The sequence below is a fragment of the Nocardioides hankookensis genome (genome assembly GCF_042658885.1).
GTDB classification, from domain to species: domain Bacteria; phylum Actinomycetota; class Actinomycetes; order Propionibacteriales; family Nocardioidaceae; genus Nocardioides; species Nocardioides hankookensis.
The window spans coordinates 390,614-407,063 of sequence record NZ_JBHSRJ010000009.1 but is presented as its reverse complement, the minus strand read 5'-3'; the positions used below and the strand labels follow the sequence as shown (position 1 = coordinate 407,063).

Annotated in this window: 15 protein-coding genes; 12 read left to right on the top strand and 3 right to left on the bottom strand. The window is 72.5% G+C overall.

The features are described 5' to 3' along the window. Positions 1 to 50 precede the first annotated feature (50 nt). Positions 51 to 1,013: a coenzyme F420-0:L-glutamate ligase gene (locus ACFPYL_RS21370; RefSeq protein ID WP_379159236.1), complete on the bottom strand. Its 963-nt coding sequence runs from the start codon at positions 1,011 to 1,013 to the stop codon at positions 51 to 53. Beyond that, positions 1,010 to 2,023, bottom strand: coding sequence for a 2-phospho-L-lactate transferase (gene cofD, locus ACFPYL_RS21365; RefSeq protein WP_379159233.1), 1,014 nt, complete (start codon positions 2,021 to 2,023; stop codon positions 1,010 to 1,012). The genes ACFPYL_RS21370 and cofD overlap by 4 nt, the downstream gene beginning before the upstream one ends. Before the next feature lie 193 nt (positions 2,024 to 2,216). Here cofD and ACFPYL_RS21360 point away from each other — a divergent pair, with 193 nt between their 5' ends. From ACFPYL_RS21360 to ACFPYL_RS21350, 3 genes are all read left to right on the top strand, one after another. After that, complete coding sequence (locus tag ACFPYL_RS21360) at positions 2,217 to 2,507, top strand: WhiB family transcriptional regulator (protein WP_243057959.1); 291 nt, start codon at positions 2,217 to 2,219, stop codon at positions 2,505 to 2,507. A gap of 81 nt (positions 2,508 to 2,588) precedes the next feature. Then, a complete protein-coding gene (locus tag ACFPYL_RS21355; RefSeq protein ID WP_379159229.1) occupies positions 2,589 to 5,444 on the top strand; it encodes a glycosyltransferase in 2,856 nt (951 codons plus the stop codon). After that, entirely contained in the window at positions 5,441 to 6,874 is a 1,434-nt protein-coding gene (locus ACFPYL_RS21350) for a DUF5719 family protein (RefSeq protein ID WP_379159226.1), read from the top strand. Before ACFPYL_RS21355 ends, ACFPYL_RS21350 begins: the two co-directional genes overlap by 4 nt. A gap of 12 nt (positions 6,875 to 6,886) precedes the next feature. Here the strand turns inward: ACFPYL_RS21350 and ACFPYL_RS21345 are convergent, their stop codons facing one another. Next, positions 6,887 to 7,273 carry a metallopeptidase family protein gene (locus tag ACFPYL_RS21345; RefSeq protein ID WP_379159223.1) on the bottom strand — a complete coding sequence of 129 codons (387 nt, stop codon included), beginning with the start codon at positions 7,271 to 7,273 and terminating at the stop codon, positions 6,887 to 6,889. Between the two features lie 91 nt (positions 7,274 to 7,364). On the opposite strand from ACFPYL_RS21345, the gene ACFPYL_RS21340 reads away from it, so the two are divergent. From ACFPYL_RS21340 to mtrA, 9 genes are all read left to right on the top strand, one after another. After that, positions 7,365 to 7,724 (top strand): DUF3499 domain-containing protein, encoded by a 360-nt coding sequence (locus ACFPYL_RS21340; protein WP_379159220.1) that lies wholly within the window; start codon positions 7,365 to 7,367, stop codon positions 7,722 to 7,724. Positions 7,725 to 7,836: 112 nt separating this feature from the next. Further along, positions 7,837 to 9,207 (top strand): phosphomannomutase/phosphoglucomutase, encoded by a 1,371-nt coding sequence (locus tag ACFPYL_RS21335; RefSeq protein WP_379159217.1) that lies wholly within the window; start codon positions 7,837 to 7,839, stop codon positions 9,205 to 9,207. Next, a complete protein-coding gene (locus tag ACFPYL_RS21330) occupies positions 9,204 to 9,371 on the top strand; it encodes a Trm112 family protein (protein WP_379159215.1) in 168 nt (55 codons plus the stop codon). Before ACFPYL_RS21335 ends, ACFPYL_RS21330 begins: the two co-directional genes overlap by 4 nt. Before the next feature lie 13 nt (positions 9,372 to 9,384). Next, the gene (locus tag ACFPYL_RS21325) at positions 9,385 to 10,416 is read left to right on the top strand and encodes an SIS domain-containing protein (protein WP_379159212.1); all 1,032 of its coding nucleotides are present in this window, start codon (positions 9,385 to 9,387) and stop codon (positions 10,414 to 10,416) included. Between the two features lie 28 nt (positions 10,417 to 10,444). Then, complete coding sequence (locus tag ACFPYL_RS21320) at positions 10,445 to 11,572, top strand: acyltransferase family protein (protein WP_379159209.1); 1,128 nt, start codon at positions 10,445 to 10,447, stop codon at positions 11,570 to 11,572. A gap of 9 nt (positions 11,573 to 11,581) precedes the next feature. Continuing rightward, complete coding sequence (locus ACFPYL_RS21315; RefSeq protein ID WP_379159206.1) at positions 11,582 to 12,499, top strand: DUF808 domain-containing protein; 918 nt, start codon at positions 11,582 to 11,584, stop codon at positions 12,497 to 12,499. Positions 12,500 to 13,698: 1,199 nt separating this feature from the next. Further along, on the top strand, positions 13,699 to 13,941 hold the full coding sequence (locus ACFPYL_RS21310) for an HNH endonuclease (protein ID WP_379160871.1): 243 nt from the start codon (positions 13,699 to 13,701) through the stop codon (positions 13,939 to 13,941). Positions 13,942 to 14,229: 288 nt separating this feature from the next. Next, positions 14,230 to 15,657 (top strand): adenosylhomocysteinase, encoded by a 1,428-nt coding sequence (ahcY, locus tag ACFPYL_RS21305; protein ID WP_379159203.1) that lies wholly within the window; start codon positions 14,230 to 14,232, stop codon positions 15,655 to 15,657. 53 nt (positions 15,658 to 15,710) lie between these two features. Continuing rightward, positions 15,711 to 16,445 (top strand): MtrAB system response regulator MtrA, encoded by a 735-nt coding sequence (mtrA, locus tag ACFPYL_RS21300; RefSeq protein ID WP_449289724.1) that lies wholly within the window; start codon positions 15,711 to 15,713, stop codon positions 16,443 to 16,445. Positions 16,446 to 16,450 lie beyond the last annotated feature (5 nt).

Sequence of the window (16,450 nt, the reverse complement as noted above, 5' to 3'; positions counted from 1 at the left end):
CAAGGGTCGGATCGCGCGGGTCGGTTTCGTCGGCAGAGTCTACGGGGACGTCAGTCGGATGCCGGGCGCAACCGCAGCTCGTTGGGATGATCGGTCGAGTTCACCGTCCAGCCGTGCGCGAACGTCAGGGCCGTCAGGGCCCGGAGCAGGCCTCGCGGGCAGGTGACCATCAGTGACCCGTCGGCGCGGCCGGTGTGGGACGGCACCAGGCTGATCACGTCGCGGATCGCCGCCGCGAGCTCGGCAGGCGGGGCCGGGGCGCCGAACGGGCGCTGGTCCGCCGCCTGGGCGCGGAGTGCACGGACGACGGCCTCGCGCGCGCCGTACCCGAAGAGGTCGGCGCCGTCGGGCCGGATCAGCGACGCGGCACCGGGGCCGTGGTCGCCCGGCGGCAGGACCAGGTCGGCGCGACCGCGGACGACGGCGAACGGGCGGCCTCCGAGCTTGCCGGTCGCGAGCTCGGCGGCGCCGGCCAGCTCGTCGGCGACGGCGGGCAGGGTCACCGCCAGCTCGTTGCCGTGCGGGTCGCTGCGGCCGGCGAAGTCCTCCGCGACGACGAGGCCGGCGGCGCCGATGGCGATGTCGGTCTGTCCCTCGCGCCAGGCCCGGCCGGCGGTGTCGCTGATGATGACGGCGACGTTGACGCCGGCGTGGTCGTGGATGCCCTCGCGCAGCGCGCGTGCGGTGCCGTCGGGGTCCTCGGGGAGCAGCACGATCTGGCCGAGCGGCACGTTGGAGTTGTCGATGCCGGCCGCGGCCATCGTCAGCCCCAGGCGGTTGCGCACGATCGCGGTCTCGCCGCGCCGCGCCACGACCCGGGTGGTCTCGCCGGGCAGCGCGTCGTCGCGCGTGCCGCGCCGCAGCCGGCCCTCGGCCTTGCTGACGACCTTGCTGGTCACGACCAGCACGTCGCCGTCGGCGAGCGAGGTCATCAGCAGCACGATCGCCACCAGGTCGTCGCCGGTCTCGACCTCGGGGGTCCCGTCGGGTGCGGTGATCTCGAGGCGGCTCATCGCGCCACCAGCTCCACCGCCGCTGCCGCCATCGCCGCCGTGGCGTCCGGGTCCGTCATCATCAGGGGTACGGCGCGGCAGGCGAGCCCGCCGGCCTCGACCCGCTCCACCTGGTCGGCGTCGACCTGGTCGACGAGCCAGCCGTCGAGCACCCCGCCGTTGGCCCGGGCGCCGTAGTGCAGGCCGACGCCCGCTGCGCTGACCTCGACCCCGATCGAGGTCAGCATCTGCTCGGCCATGCCCCGCACGTGCGTGCCGCCGACGATGGGGGAGAGGCCGACCACGGGCGCGCTGGTGGCGGCGAGCGCCTCGCGCACCCGCGGCACGCCCAGGATGGTGCCGACCGAGACGACCGGGTTGGACGGCGGCAGCACGACCAGGTCGGCGTCGGTGATCGCGTCGATGACGCCGGGGCCGGGGGAGGAGTCCTCGAGCCCGACGACGACCACCATCTCGGCGGGCACCGAGGCGCGCAGCCGCACCCAGTACTCCTGGAAGTGGACCACCCGTCGCCCGCTCGGCGCCTCGGGGTCGGCGATCGCGACGTGTGTCTCGACCCGGTCGTCGCTCATCGGCAACAGCCGCAGCCGGTCGCCGAACGTAGGCGTCAGCCAGCGCTGGCACAACGCGTCGGTGACCGCGGAGAGCGGGTAGCCGGCGTCCAGCATCTGGGTGCGCACCAGGTGGGTCGCGATGTCGCGGTCCCCGAGGCCGAACCACGTCGGTTCCACGCCGTACGCCGCGAGCTCGTCCTTGGTGCTCCAGGTCTCCTCGCGACGGCCCCACCCGCGCTCGGGGTCGATGCCGTCGCCGAGCGTGTACATGACGGTGTCGAGGTCGGGGCAGACCTTGAGGCCGTGGACCCAGATGTCGTCCGCCGTGTTGGCGACGACGGTGACCGTCGCGTCGGCCGCCACGCCGGGCACCGACCCCGCCGCGATGCCGTGCAGCAGGCCCTGGAGGAAGCGCGCACCGCCCATACCCCCCGACAGCACCGTGATGTTCTGCATGCGGATACCTTGCCGCACGGGTGGTGGCCGTGGAGCGCCGGACTCGAGGCGTCGGGGGCGAGGGAGCGCGCCATAGCAGATGCGGGGTTGACTTTCGGGGTACGACAGGCATGTAATTCCCACAGTGTCGTTCACGTTTTCACCACGGTGGACCGGACCGTTTCCCCCGGTCCGGACCGTGACGGGGACGCGGATGTGGGAGCAGTACCGGGTCGAAAGGGCGAGTGCCGTGAGAGAACTCTTTCTCCTCGACGGGGACGCCGAGGAAGCGGGATGGCAGGACCGTGCGCTGTGCGCACAGACCGACCCCGAGGCGTTCTTCCCCGAAAAGGGAGGGTCCACGAGGGAGGCCAAGAAGGTCTGCCTCACGTGTGAGGTGCGTGACGACTGCCTGGAGTCCGCGCTGATGAACGACGAGCGCTTCGGCATCTGGGGCGGTCTGTCCGAGCGCGAGCGCCGCAAGCTGAAGAAGCGCGCGGTCTGAGCGAGCGCCACTGAGGGCGGCGGCGGTGGGTACCACTGCCGAATCTGAGCGGCCACCACCTGGCCGTTAGGGTTCGGGATCGTGGTTCCCTCCGTCGCTGCTCTGCTCGTCAGTCACGACGGCGAACGATGGCTGCCCGCCGTCATCGACGGCCTCCGGGCCCAGCGGGCCCCGCTCACGACGGTCGTCGGCGTCGACACCGGCAGCAAGGACCGCAGCGCCGACCTGGTCGAACGTGCCTTCGGCGACGTCCTCCGCGCGCCCGGCTCCACGTCGTTCCCGGCGGCGGTCGGCCTGGGGCTCGAGCGGCTGCGCGAGCGCGGGGACGCCCCGGAGTGGATCTGGATCCTGCACGACGACGCCAACCCCGACCCCGGCGCCCTCGCGGCGCTGCTGGCCGCGGCGGCCGAGGATCCCGACGCCGACGTCCTCGGTCCGAAGCTGCGCGAGTGGCCCTCGCTCAAGCGGCTCCTCGAGCTCGGCGTCACGATCAGCGGGACCGGTCGCCGGGAGACGGGGCTGGAGCGGGGCGAGTACGACCAGGGCCAGCACGACGACGTACGACGGGTGCTCGCGGTCAACACCGCCGGCATGCTGGTGCGGCGCACGGTCCTCGAGTCGCTCGGCGGCTTCGACCCGCAGCTGCCCATCTTCGGCAACGACATCGACTTCGGCTGGCGCGCCGCGGCCGCCGGGCACACGACGCTGGTCGTCCCCCAGGCGATCGTGTTCCACGTCGAGGCGGCCCACCGCGGCGCCCGGCGCACCCCGCTGACCGGCCGGCACACGCACTACCAGGAGCGCCGGGCCGCGCTCTACACGCTGCTCGCGAACGCCCCGGGCCGCAAGCTGCCCTGGCTCGTCGTCCGCCTCTTCTTCGGCACGCTGCTGCGGATGGTCGGCTTCCTCGTCGTGCGCTCCGTCGGTGAGGCGCTCGACGACCTCGCCGCGCTGCTCTCCCTCTACGCGCACCCGGGCGAGGTCCGGTCTGCGCGGCAGGCGCGGCGTGAGCAGCCCCGCGCCGACCTCGACCGGGCCCGGCCGCTGCTCTCGCCGTGGTGGGTGCCCTACCGCCACGGGCTCGACTTCCTCGGCGACCTGGTCGCAGCGGCCACCAACCAGGCCCAGGACGTCGCCGAGCGCCGACGCGCCGCGGCGGCCGAGCGTGCCCCCGCCAGCTACGCCCCACGGGTGCCGGTCGACGACGAGGACATGATCGCCGCCGACACCGGCATCCTGGCCCGCTTCCTCACCAACCCCGTCGCCCTCCTCACCGCCCTCGTCGTGGTCGTCGCGCTGGTCGCGGCACGCACGGCGTTCGGCTCGATCGCCGGCGGCGGGCTCTCGCCGGTCCCGGCCGGCGCCGGCGACTGGTGGCGGCTGCAGGTGGAGACCTGGCACCCGCTCGGCACCGGTACGGCGGTGCCGGCCCCGGCGTACGTGCTGCCGATGGCGCTGCTCGCGACCCTGCTCGGCGGCAGCCCCTCGGCCGCGGTCTCGCTGGTGTTCGTGGTGGCCGTGCCTTTCTCGTTGTGGGGTGCCTGGCGGTTCCTGCGCGTGGTCGGGCGCCTCGTGGTCTTCACCGGTGCATCGCGCTGGGTGCTGCTGTGGGGCGCGGCGACCTGGGCCCTCGTGCCAGTGGTCTGCGGGGCGTGGGGTGACGGGCGGGTCGGGCTGGTCGTCGTCGCCGCGACGCTGCCCTGGCTCGCACACGCTGCGCTCGGCTTCGCCGACCCGGCGGCCGACCGGCGCTGGCGCGCGGCCTGGCGGGTCGGGCTGCTGCTCACCCTGGGCTCGGCGTTCGCCCCGGTGCTGTGGGTGCTGGCAGCGGTGCTCGGCCTGGTCGTCGTCGCGGCCGCCGCGCTGGTCGTGCGGGGCGCGGTCCGCGACCGCTCCGTGTGGGGGCCGCCGGCCGCCGCCATCGGGCTGGTGCCGCTGCTGCTCTCCCCGTGGTGGATCCCGGCGATCCAGCGCTCTGCCGCCGAGGGCCTGCTGCTCGACACCGGGCGGCTGCCGACCCCGACGGCCGACACCCTCGACCTGATGAGCGGCAGGCTCGACGGGCTCGGCGCCCCGTGGTGGCTGGGGCTCGTGGTCGCCGCCCTGGCGCTCCTGGCCCTGCTGCCGCGCGCCACCCGGATCCCGGTGCTCGTCTGCTGGGTGGTCGCCCTCGTGACGAGCGTGCTGGCCGCACTCCTCGGCGCGCTGTCCTTCTCCCTCGCCGCCACCACGGCCGGCGCCGGCGTCGGCGTGCTCGTGGTCGTGCTCCAGGGCGCGCTCGTCGTGGCCGCCGCGATCGGTGCCGTCGGCCTGGGCACCGAGCAGGTGCCGTGGCGGCGGGTGGTCGCGGGCGCCCTCGTCGTGGTCGCCGCGGTCGTGCCGCTCGGCGGGTTCGCCTGGTGGCTCGGCTCGGACCCGGCGATCGCCGACGGCATCGACACCGACATCCCCGTGTACATGGTCCAGAGCTCCGAGGAGGGCCCCGAGCACGGCATCCTGGTGATCCGCGGCACCGTCGAGGACGGGCTCACCTACACGATCCGGCGCGGCGACGGCATCACCCTCGGCGAGGACGAGGTCATCAACCTGACCACCGAGGACAAGGACTTCAGCACCGGCGTCCAGGCGCTCGTCTCCCGCCCCACGACCGAGCTCGTCGACGCTCTCGGCGAGCACGGCATCGAATACGTCGTGCTCCCGTCGCCCGCCGACGGCGACGTCGCGGCGGTGCTCGACGCCACGACCGGTCTCGTGCAGGCGAGCGCCGAGGACCGCAGCACGCGGGCCTGGCAGGTCGACCGACCGCTGGACGCCTCGGGGCTCGAGGGCCCGGTGTCCTGGCTGCGGATCCTGCTGCTCGTCGTGCAGGGTGCCGGGGCCGTGGTGGTTGCCGTGCTCTGCCTGCCCACGACCAACACGAGGCGGTCCACGCCATGAGCCACTCGCAGCCCCCGTCCACGGCGCCGCACGGCGGACGCCGTACCGCCGCCCGGCGGAGCCGTCTCAACCTCACGGTCGTGCTGGCCGTCGTGCTGCCGGTGCTGAGCGCCGGCGTGCTGCTGCTGGTGCGCCCGGAGGCTCCGGACGACGCGACCTACCCGCCGACCCGGACCACGCTGACCGCCTCGACCCTGATCTGTCCGTCGGCGCTCCCCGGTGCCCCGGGGGTCGCGCTGACGACCGCGTCCGACGACGTCGACGGCCAGGTGCAGGTCGGCCTGGGCGACAAGGCCACGGCCGCCGACCTCGTCAGCGGACGCGTCACCTCGGCGGACGACGCCGGGGCGCTGGCGGTCGTCGGCGAGGACGACGCCGCCCCCGGGCTGGTCGCCGGACGGGCCGGCGGTGACGACGCCGCGGTCGCGAGCTGCCTGCCGCCCGCAGCGGTGCGCTGGTTCACCGGCGTGGGCGCGGGGGCGAGCCATCGGTCGGTCCTCGAGCTCACCAACCCCGACGCCGGTACGGCGGTCGCGGACGTGACGGTGCTCGGCGCCGACGGCGTCGTCGACGCGCCGGGCCTGCGCGGCGTGTCCGTGGCCGGCGGCAGCAGCGTGCGCATCGACCTCGCGGCCCTGGTGCCCCGCACCGACGAGCTGGCCCTGGAGGTCGTGGCCGCGCGCGGCCGGATCGGCGCGACCGTGCGGGACCGGATCGACCGGGTCGGCACCGACCCGCTCACCCAGGACTGGCTGCCCGGCCAGGAGGAGCCCAGCACCGACAACGTGCTGCTCGGTCTCGCGCCGGGCAGTGGCCGGCGCACCCTCACCGTCGCGAACCCCGGCACAGACGAGGTGCGGGCCCAGCTGAGGATCATCGACACGGAGTCCGTCTTCGCCCCCGACGGCGTCGACGAGATCCGGGTGCCCCCGCAGAGCGTGGTGCGGGTGCCGGTGACGTCGGTCGTCGACCAGGCGGTCGCCCAGGACGCGATCGGACTGACCCTCACGTCGACCGCGCCGGTCACCGCGTCCGTGCGCTCGATGGTGGGCGGCGACCTGTCGGTCGCCACCGCCGGCACACGGTTCGACACCGACGCGACGGTGCTCCTGCCCGAGGCGCCGGACAGCGGCCGGCAGGCGGCCACCCGCCAGGTCGTGCTCGCGCAGGCCACCACCGCAGGCACCGTCCAGGTCGTGGCGCGCGCGGCCGACGGCTCGACGCTCAAGGAGAAGCTGGTCGAGGTCGTCCCCGACCGCGGCGCTGTCGTGGCCGTCCCGGCCGCGACCCGGATGCTCACCGTGCAACCGGCGCGGACGTCGGTCATCGGCTCCGTGGTGACCAGCGCGAAGGGTGGCGCCTCCGTGCTGCCGCTGACGGTCCCCGTGGTCAACGGCCTGGTCCCGCACGTGCGGCCCGGCCTGCCCTGACCTTCGATCGGGCTAGTCGCCGGTGTCGTAGCGCGGGTCGACGTCCTCGGCGTCGATGCCGAGCAGCTCGGCGATCTGCTCGACGACGATCGTGAGCAGCATCGCCTCGAGGTCCGTGCGGGTCTCGCACCGGTGCTCGATCGGCCGGCGGAAGAGCACCAGCCGGGTCGGCGTGGCACCGCTGCCGCGCACGAGCGAGGACAGCGGCACCGTCTCGGAGCTCCAGTCGTCGGGGATCTGCGGGGTGTCCTCCACGGCGTACTCGACCAGGCCGAGGCGGTCCTGCCACCGGCTGTCGATCTCGGTCACGATGCCGAGCGCGAGGTCGTCGAAGCGCTCGCGGCCGGTCGGCATCTCGGGTCGCCCCGGCACCGCCGGCAGCACTGCCGGACCACGCATGCCCCGCCCGCGGCGGTCCCTGAGGCGTCCTCGACGATCCACGCCGCGAGCCTAATCGGCGCGGTCGTGGTTCGGAGGTACCGTCTGCCTCGTGAGTCCTGCCCGCCGTTGTTCGCGCACGGCCTGCGGTCGTGCCGCGGTCACCACGTTGACCTATGTCTACGCGGACCAGACGGCGGTCCTCGGCCCGTTGGCCACCTACGCCGAGCCGCACGCCTACGACCTGTGCGACGTGCACAGCGAACGGCTCTCGGCACCCCGCGGCTGGGAGGTCCTGCGCCTGGCGCGCGACCCCGCGGCGGAGGGTCCGTCCAGCGACGACCTCCTCGCGCTCGCCGATGCGGTCCGCGAGGCCGGGCGTCCCGTCGCGCCGCTGCGGATCGCCCCGGAGGACGAGACCGGTCGCGAGACGACCCGGCGTGGACACCTGCGCGTCCTGTCGACCGACTGACCACCTGCCCCCACGGTCTCGACACGTCGGTCGCGGCCTCGTTCCTCGGCCGCGCGACTCGCTCGACCACCATCACTGAGGTCGCTGCCGCGCCCCCACTAGTGTTCGGGGCATGGCCGACACCCTCGACCCCGCGAACCTGCGTGCCGTCTTCAAGGCGTACGACGTCCGCGGCACCGTCCCCGACCAGATCGACGAGCAGCTGGCTCACCGCACCGGCCGGGCCTTCGCCCAGGTCGTGGGGGCGGCGACCGTCGTCGTCGGTCACGACATGCGACCGAGCTCGCCCGGGATGGCCGGGGCGTTCGCGGCCGGCGCGACGGAGGCCGGCGCCGACGTCGTGATGATCGGCCTGGCGTCGACCGACCAGCTCTACTTCGCGTCCGGCCACCTGGGTCACCCCGGGGCGATGTTCACGGCCAGCCACAACCCCGCGCAGTACAACGGCATCAAGATGTGCCGCGCCCACGCGCAGCCGATCGGGATGGAGACCGGCCTCGCCGAGATCCGGGACCTCGTCGAGGAGCCCCGCCCGGTGGTCGGCCCCGCCGGCAGCATCAGCGAGCACGACGTGCTCGAGGCGTACGCCGCGCACCTGCTCCGCCTCGCCCCGGTCGCCGGCCGCCGGCTCAAGGTCGTCGCCGACGCCGGCAACGGGATGGCCGGACACACGGCGCCCGCGGTGTTCGCGCGCCTCGGCGACCAGGTCGACCTGGTCCCGATGTACTTCGAGCTCGACGGCTCCTTCCCGAATCACGAGGCCAACCCGATCGAGCCGGAGAACCTCCGCGACCTCCAGGCCCGCGTGCTCGCAGAGGGGGCCGACATCGGCCTGGCCTTCGACGGCGACGCCGACCGCTGCTTCATCGTCGACGAGCGCGGCGAGGCGGTCTCGCCGTCGACGCTCACCGCGCTGATCGCCTCCCGCGAGCTGGCCAAGGAGCCCGGCTCGACGGTGATCCACAACCTGATCACCAGCCGCTCGGTCCCGGAGATCGTCCTGGAGCTCGGCGGCAAGCCGGTCCGCACGCGGGTCGGGCACTCCTACATCAAGGCGACGATGGCCGAGACCGGCGCGATCTTCGGCGGCGAGCACAGCGGCCACTTCTACTTCCGCGACTTCTGGCGCGCCGACTCCGGCATGCTCGCCGCACTGCACACCCTGGCCGCGCTGGCCGAGACCGACCGGCCGCTGTCGGGCCTGCTCGCCGAGTTCGACCGCTACGTGCTGAGCGGCGAGATCAACTCCGAGGTCGCCGACCAGGCCGGGGTCACCGCCGAGATCGAGGCGACGTACGCCGCGATGGACGGAGTCACTACCGACCACCTCGACGGCCTCACGGTCAGCCACGACGACTGGTCGTTCAACGTCCGCCCGTCCAACACCGAGCCGCTGCTCCGCCTGAACGCCGAGGGCCGCGACGAGGAGACCATGGTGCGGGTCCGCGACACCGTGCTCGCCCAGATCAGGAGTGACCGATGACCGAGCTCGACCCCGCCCTCCTCGAGATCATCGTGTGCCCGTCGTGCCGCTCTGACCTCGCCGTCGTCGCCGACGAGCTGGTCTGCCAGGGCTGCGGCCTGGCCTACCCGGTGCGCGACGGCATCCCGGTCCTGCTCGTCGACGAGGCCCGCAAGCCTTCCTGAGAGGTACTGGTCCATGGCCACCTGGTTCGACGAGTCCCGTCTCGACGACGCCGCTGCCCTCGAGGCCAGCGACGCGGCGCTCCGCGTGCTGGCCGAGTCGGGCGCGCGGGTGCGCCGTACGTCCGGCGAGGCTGCGCCGGCCGCCGCCGAGGCCGTCGCGCGTGCCGAGGACCTCGCTCGGCCCCGCGCGGTGATCGCGGCCGGCCCGGACTCCCGCCTCCTGCGCGCGGTGCTCGAGCCGTGGTGCCCGGTCCCGTTCGTGGCCTGGCCGGCGCCCGGCCTCCCCGGCTGGGCCGGCAGCCTCGACCTCGTGGTCGTGCTCGCGCCCGACGGGGCCGACCCCGGCACCGCGTCCGCCGCCGCGGAGGCCGTACGCCGGGGCTGCCAGCTCGTGGTCGCCTGCCCGCCGGCGTCGCTGGTCGCCGAGCACGCCGCCGGCCGCTGGAGCACGGTGCTGCCGACCACCGCCCGCGACCAGCTGGCGACGGCGGTCGTGCTGCTCGACTACCTCGACCGCGTCTCGCTCGGCCCGCGTGCCGACGCCGACCAGGTGGCGGAGGCCCTCGACGCTGTCGCGATCTCGTGCTCGCCGCACCGCGACCTGGCCGTGAACCCCGCGAAGATGCTCGCGATCGCGCTCGCCGACGCCAACCCGGTCGTCTGGGGCGGCTCGGTCCTCGCGGCCCGCGCCGCGCGGCGCGTCGCGGAGTCGATCCGGCGGGCGACCGGCCGCTCGGCCCTGGCCGGCGACGCGGAGCACCTGCTGCCGGTCATCGAGGCCGCCCGGCAGCGTGACGTCTTCGACGACCCGTTCGCGGAGGACGCGGGGGAGCGGCGACCGATGCTGCTGGTCCTCGACGACGGGTCGGAGGACGCCGTCGTACGCGAGCAGCGCGGCCGGCTGCTGGCCGCCGCGGCCGAGCGCCGGGTGCGGGTCGAGACGGTGACGACCGAGGCCCCGACCGAGGTGGCGCGCTACGCGTCCCTGTTGCTCAGCGGTACGTACGCTGCGGAGTACCTGAGAATCGGCTTCGTCGAGGACTGATCGCCGAAACACCGGGTAGACCGGGAAGGTGCCTACCCCGAAGACACGCGACCCCTGGTTCGACAACGCCAAGATGATGCTGGTGACGCTCGTCGTCGTCGGCCACTCCTGGGTGCTGCTGCCGAACAACGCGGTCACCGACCACTTCTACGACTTCCTCTACGCCTGGCACGTGCCGGCGTTCGTCTTCGTGACCGGCTACCTGTCGCGCGGCTTCGTCTACAGCAAGGTGCGGCTGTGGCAGCTCGTGCGCACCGTCGTCGTGCCGTACGTCGTCTTCGAGTGTGCCCTCGCCCTCTTCCGCGTCTACGTGGGCGGCGAGGAGATGAAGAACCTCTTCCAGGACCCGCACTGGCCGATGTGGTACCTCGCGGCGCTCTTCTTCTGGCGGCTGCTCACCCCGATCTTCAAGCCGATGTGGGGCGGGCTCGTGGTCGCGGTCGCGATCAGCTTCGTCGCCGGCCTGTACGCCGGCAACACCCTCGACATGGCCCGCGTGCTCGGCCTGCTGCCGTTCTTCGTGATGGGGCTGAAGGCGACCCCGGAGCGTCTGGAGCTGCTGCGTCGCAAGCCCGCGCAGGTCGTCGCGGTCTTCGTCCTGGTCGGCATCTGGATCGCCACCACCTGGACCAGCGCCTGGGCCAGCACCGAGTGGCTCTACTACCGCTCGCGCTACGACGAGATGGGCTACGCCGACGACCTCCGCGCCCTGCTGACCCGGGCCCTCGTGCTGGCGATCGGCACCCTCGGAGCCTGGGCCTTCTTCGCCCTGGTGCCCCGCATCGGTGGCTGGTTCGCGCGGATGGGCTCCGCGACCCTCGTCGTCTACCTCTTCCACGGGTTCGTCGTGAAGGGCGCCGGCTACGCCGGCTGGGGCGGCTGGGCCGACCAGCACGCGATCCTCGGCTTCGGCATCACCACGACGGCCGCCGTGCTCCTCTCCCTGGCGCTCGCCTGGCACCCCGTCTCGTCGCGGCTCACGCACGTCGTCGACCCGCTCGGGTACGCCGAGCGGCACCTGCACCACGCGGTCGACCTCACCGTCGCCAAGGACCAGGTGCAGCCCGAGGTCCAGGCCGAGGTCGAGGCCGGCGTCGACGCGGGCCTGCACCACGTCGGCGCCTCCGCGGTCGGGGAGCACATCTCCGCCCGATAGCCTTCGCGCATGGCTGGTGGGCTCTTCGCGCTGCTCGACGACGTCGCCGCGCTCGCGCGCCTGGCCGCGGCGTCCGTCGACGACATCGGTGCGGCCGCGGGCAGGGCCACCACGAAGGCCGCGGGCGTCGTCGTCGACGACACCGCCGTGACGCCGCAGTACGTCCACGGCGTCACGGCCGACCGTGAGCTGCCGATGATCAAGAAGATCACCATCGGCTCGCTGCGCAACAAGCTGCTGATCATCCTGCCGATCGCCCTGCTGCTCAGCCAGTTCCTGCCGTGGCTGCTCACGCCGATCCTGATGGTCGGCGGCTCCTACCTCTGCTACGAAGGCGCCGAGAAGGTCTGGCACCGGCTCCGCGGCCAGGACCACCACGACACCCCGGTCGCCGAGAACGGTCCCGAGGCCGAGAAGTCGATGGTCTCCGGCGCGATCCGCACCGACCTCATCCTCTCCGCCGAGATCATGGTGATCGCCCTCAACGAGGTCGCCGACGAGCCCTTCGTCAGCCGGCTGCTGATCCTCGTCGTGGTCGCGATCGCGATCACCATCGCGGTGTACGGCGTGGTCGCGATCATCGTGAAGCTCGACGACATCGGCCTCGCCCTCGCCGAGCGGTCCTCCAAGGCCGCGCAGCGCATCGGCCACGTCCTGCTCGTCGGCACCCCCAAGCTGCTGGCCTTCCTCTCGGTCGCCGGCGTCGCCGCGATGCTCTGGGTCGGTGGCCACATCGTCCTCAACGGCCTCGACGAGCTCGGCCTGCACGCGCCGTACGACTGGGTGCACCACCTCGAGGAGGCCGTCCACCACGGCGTCCAGGGCTGGCTCGTCAACACCCTCGCCTCGGCGGTCTTCGGGCTGCTGCTCGGTGCGGTGATCCTCGGGATCCTGCACCTCGTGCCGCGGCGCAAGTCGGCGCACTGACAGTCGGCAGCTGGTCCGCTCGGGTCGGCCGCCGACAGGCTTCCTACACGGGTACGGCGGGCTCGTGGTTCCGGCCGCTTCCCGGCACACGGTGGTTGAGGTGCGAGCGCAGCGAGCCTCGAAACCACCACCCGGCGACAGGTGAATCTCTTCGAATCTCTACTCGTACATGTGTTCGAATCATGGTAAGACCGAGCATGGCTCGACGCACCCGGACCCAGGACCCGCACCTCGCGGACCTGTTGGCGTGCGCGACCGAGCAGACCCAGATCGCGTGCCTCGCTGAGGCGGCCCGGTTCGAGCTCGCGGCCCGGTGGGCCGAAGCCCACCCGGCACCGGTCGAGGACGCGGTGGTCGACGAGCTGGGCGAGCTGGTGATGTTCGGCGACCAGCCGATCAACCTGGCCGGCGAGGGCGCCCCCGGCATGTCGGAGTTCGCGGTCGCGGAGTTCGCCGCGGCCTGTGGGATGACGGCGTACCAGGGTCGGGCGTTCCTCGGTGCCGCCCTGGAGGCGAAGTACCGGCTCCCCCGGATCTGGGCGCGTGCGATGGCCGGGGAGGTCGCGGTGTGGAAGGTGCGTCGGATCACCGACCGCACCCGCCGCCTCGACCCCATCGCCGCCGCCAGCGTGGACCGGGACCTCGCACCCGTCCTGGCCTCGTGCTCGTGGGTCAAGGTCGAGAACGCCGTCGAGACCGCCGCCGCCGAAGCAGACCCCGAGCACGCCGAAGGCGTACGGCTGGATAGGTCCCGCGACCAGCACCTCGACATCGGTCTCACCGTCACCCACCTCAACGACGGCCTCGTCCCCGTGTCCGGGCTTCTGGACTACACCGACGCCCTCGCGTTGGAGGCACAGATCAAGGCCGGCGCCCACGCCCTCCTGGTCGACCACCCCGAGCTCGACCTCGACATCCGCCGTGCCATGGCCGCCGGCCAGCTCGGCGGCGAGACCGCGGTCCCGCGTGAGATCGTCATCTACGCCCACCACCAGCCCGACGAGCCCCACGGCATCGTGAGTGTCGAAGGCGCCCACCTGCCCTACGCCACCATCGAGCAGCTCCACGAATGGTGCGCCACCAACGGCACGAAGGTGTCGATCCGGCCGGTGTTGGACCTGTCGGAGGAGATCACCGTCGACCGGTACACCCCCACGGACCGGCAACGCGAACAAGCCATCCTCACTACGCCGACGTGCGTGTTCCCACACTGCAACAAGGAAGCCCGCGACTGCGACCTCGACCACATCCAGCCCTACGCCAGGGGCGGGAAGACCACCAGCTCGAACCTGGCGCCGTTGTGCCGCTACCACCACCGTGTGAAGACCTTCGGCGGCTGGACCTACCACCGCACCTCCCGCACCGCGTTCCTGTGGACCACCCCGAAGGGCCGCACCCACCCCGTCGACTTCGACGACCACCGACGGCGACGAACCCGCTGACCCCCACCCCACCGGCCACGGCCGGTGGGGCCACTCCCATGCCCACCCGGGCCACGACGGTCGACCCGAGCGGACCCGCAGGCCGACAGGCCACTGGAAATCGCCCCCCGCGACCACAGCGAATGGTGACCACGTATCCCGTCTGTCGCGTCACCGGCGGCGACCACGACGAACCGCGGCGCTGAGCCCGTCGAACGAGGGTGCGCTGAGGATTCTTCGTCTCGGTGTGACGCGTTCTAATCTCGGAACTCCCAGCAGCACGCACGCATCGGACCCCCAGGAGCAGCAATGGACTTCAAGGTCGCCGACCTCTCCCTGGCCGACTTCGGCCGCACCGAGATCCAGCTCGCCGAGCACGAGATGCCCGGCCTGATGGCGATGCGGGAGCGCTACGGCGCCGACAAGCCGCTCGCCGGCGCGCGCATCGCGGGCTCGCTGCACATGACGATCCAGACCGCCGTGCTCATCGAGACGCTGGTCGCGCTCGGTGCCGAGGTGCGCTGGGCCTCCTGCAACATCTTCTCGACCCAGGACCACGCGGCCGCCGCGATCGCGGTCGGCCCGAACGGCACTCCCGAGGACCCGCAGGGCGTCCCGGTCTTCGCCTGGAAGGGCGAGACGCTGGAGGAGTACTGGTGGTGCACCCAGCAGATCCTCGACTGGGGCACCGAGCAGCCGAACATGATCCTCGACGACGGTGGTGACGCCACCCTCCTCGTCCACCTGGGCGTCCAGGCCGAGAAGAGCGGCGCCGCGCCGGACCCGGCCACGGCCACCAGCACCGAGCAGCGGATCATCTTCGAGGTCCTCAACTCGGTCCTCGCCGAGAAGCCGAACCACTGGACCCCGATCGCGAACTCGGTCAAGGGCGTCACCGAGGAGACCACGACCGGCGTCCACCGCCTCTACGAGATGATGAAGGAGGGGACGCTCCTCTTCCCCGCCATCAACGTCAACGACTCGGTGACCAAGTCGAAGTTCGACAACAAGTACGGCTGCCGCCACTCGCTCATCGACGGCATCAACCGCGCCACCGACGTCCTCATCGGCGGCAAGGTCGCCGTCGTCTGCGGGTACGGCGACGTCGGCAAGGGCTGCGCCGAGTCCCTCAGGGGCCAGGGCGCGCGCGTCATCGTCACCGAGATCGACCCGATCTGCGCGCTGCAGGCGTCGATGGACGGCTACCAGGTCACCACCCTCGAGGAGGCCCTGCCGTACGCCGACATCATCATCACGTCGACCGGCAACAAGGACGTCGTCACCCTCGACCACATGAAGTCGATGAAGCACAACGCGATCGTCGGCAACATCGGCCACTTCGACAACGAGATCGACATGGCCGGCCTCGAGGCGCCGGGCGTCGCGGAGCGCAAGAACGTCAAGCCGCAGGTCGACGTCTGGACCTTCCCGACGGGCAGGTCGATCATCGTCCTCTCCGAGGGCCGGCTGATGAACCTCGGCAACGCGACCGGGCACCCGTCCTTCGTGATGTCGAACTCCTTCACCAACCAGGTGCTCGCGCAGATCGAGATCTTCACCAAGCCCGAGGAGTACCCGGTCGGCGTCTACGTGCTGCCGAAGCACCTCGACGAGGAGGTCGCCCGCCTGCACCTCGACGCGCTCGGCGTGAAGCTGACGACCCTCACGGACGTGCAGGCCTCCTACCTCGGCGTCGACGTCGCGGGCCCGTACAAGTCCGAGCAGTACCGCTACTGAGCAGCGCAGACGCGGTCGGTGACGACCGGCGGGCTGGCACTATGGCTGTCACTATGGATGGCATGAGCGAGCCCGCCGGCGCACCGTCCGGCCCACCGACGGACCAGGCGACCAAGGGTCGGATCCTGGTCGTCGACGACGACGCGTCGTTGGCGGAGATGCTCACCATCGTGCTGCGCCAGGAGGGCTTCGAGAGCCGGATGGTCACCCGGGGTGACGAGGCGGTCGAGGCGTTCCGCGGCTACCGTCCGGACCTGGTGCTGCTCGACCTGATGCTGCCCGGCAAGGACGGCATCGACGTGTGCAAGGAGATCCGCGCCGAGTCCGGCGTGCCGATCGTGATGCTCACGGCCAAGGGCGACACCGTCGACGTCGTCGTCGGGCTCGAGTCCGGCGCCGACGACTACGTCGTCAAGCCGTTCAAGCCCAAGGAGCTGGTGGCCCGGATCCGGGCCCGGATCCGACGCTTCGACGCGCCGACGCAGGAGAACCTGCTGATCGGCGACCTCACCATCGACGTCGCCGGTCACGCCGTCGCGCGGGCCGGCGTCCCGATCAGCCTGACGCCGCTCGAGTTCGACCTGCTCGTCTGCCTTGCCCGCAAGCCGTGGCAGGTCTTCACCCGCGAGGTGCTCCTCGAGCAGGTCTGGGGCTACCGGCACGCCGCCGACACCCGTCTGGTCAACGTGCACGTGCAGCGGCTCCGCTCCAAGGTCGAGCACGACCCCGAGAGCCCCGAGATCGTCGTCACCGTCCGGGGCGTCGGTTACAAGGCCGGGACGGCGTGAGGTCC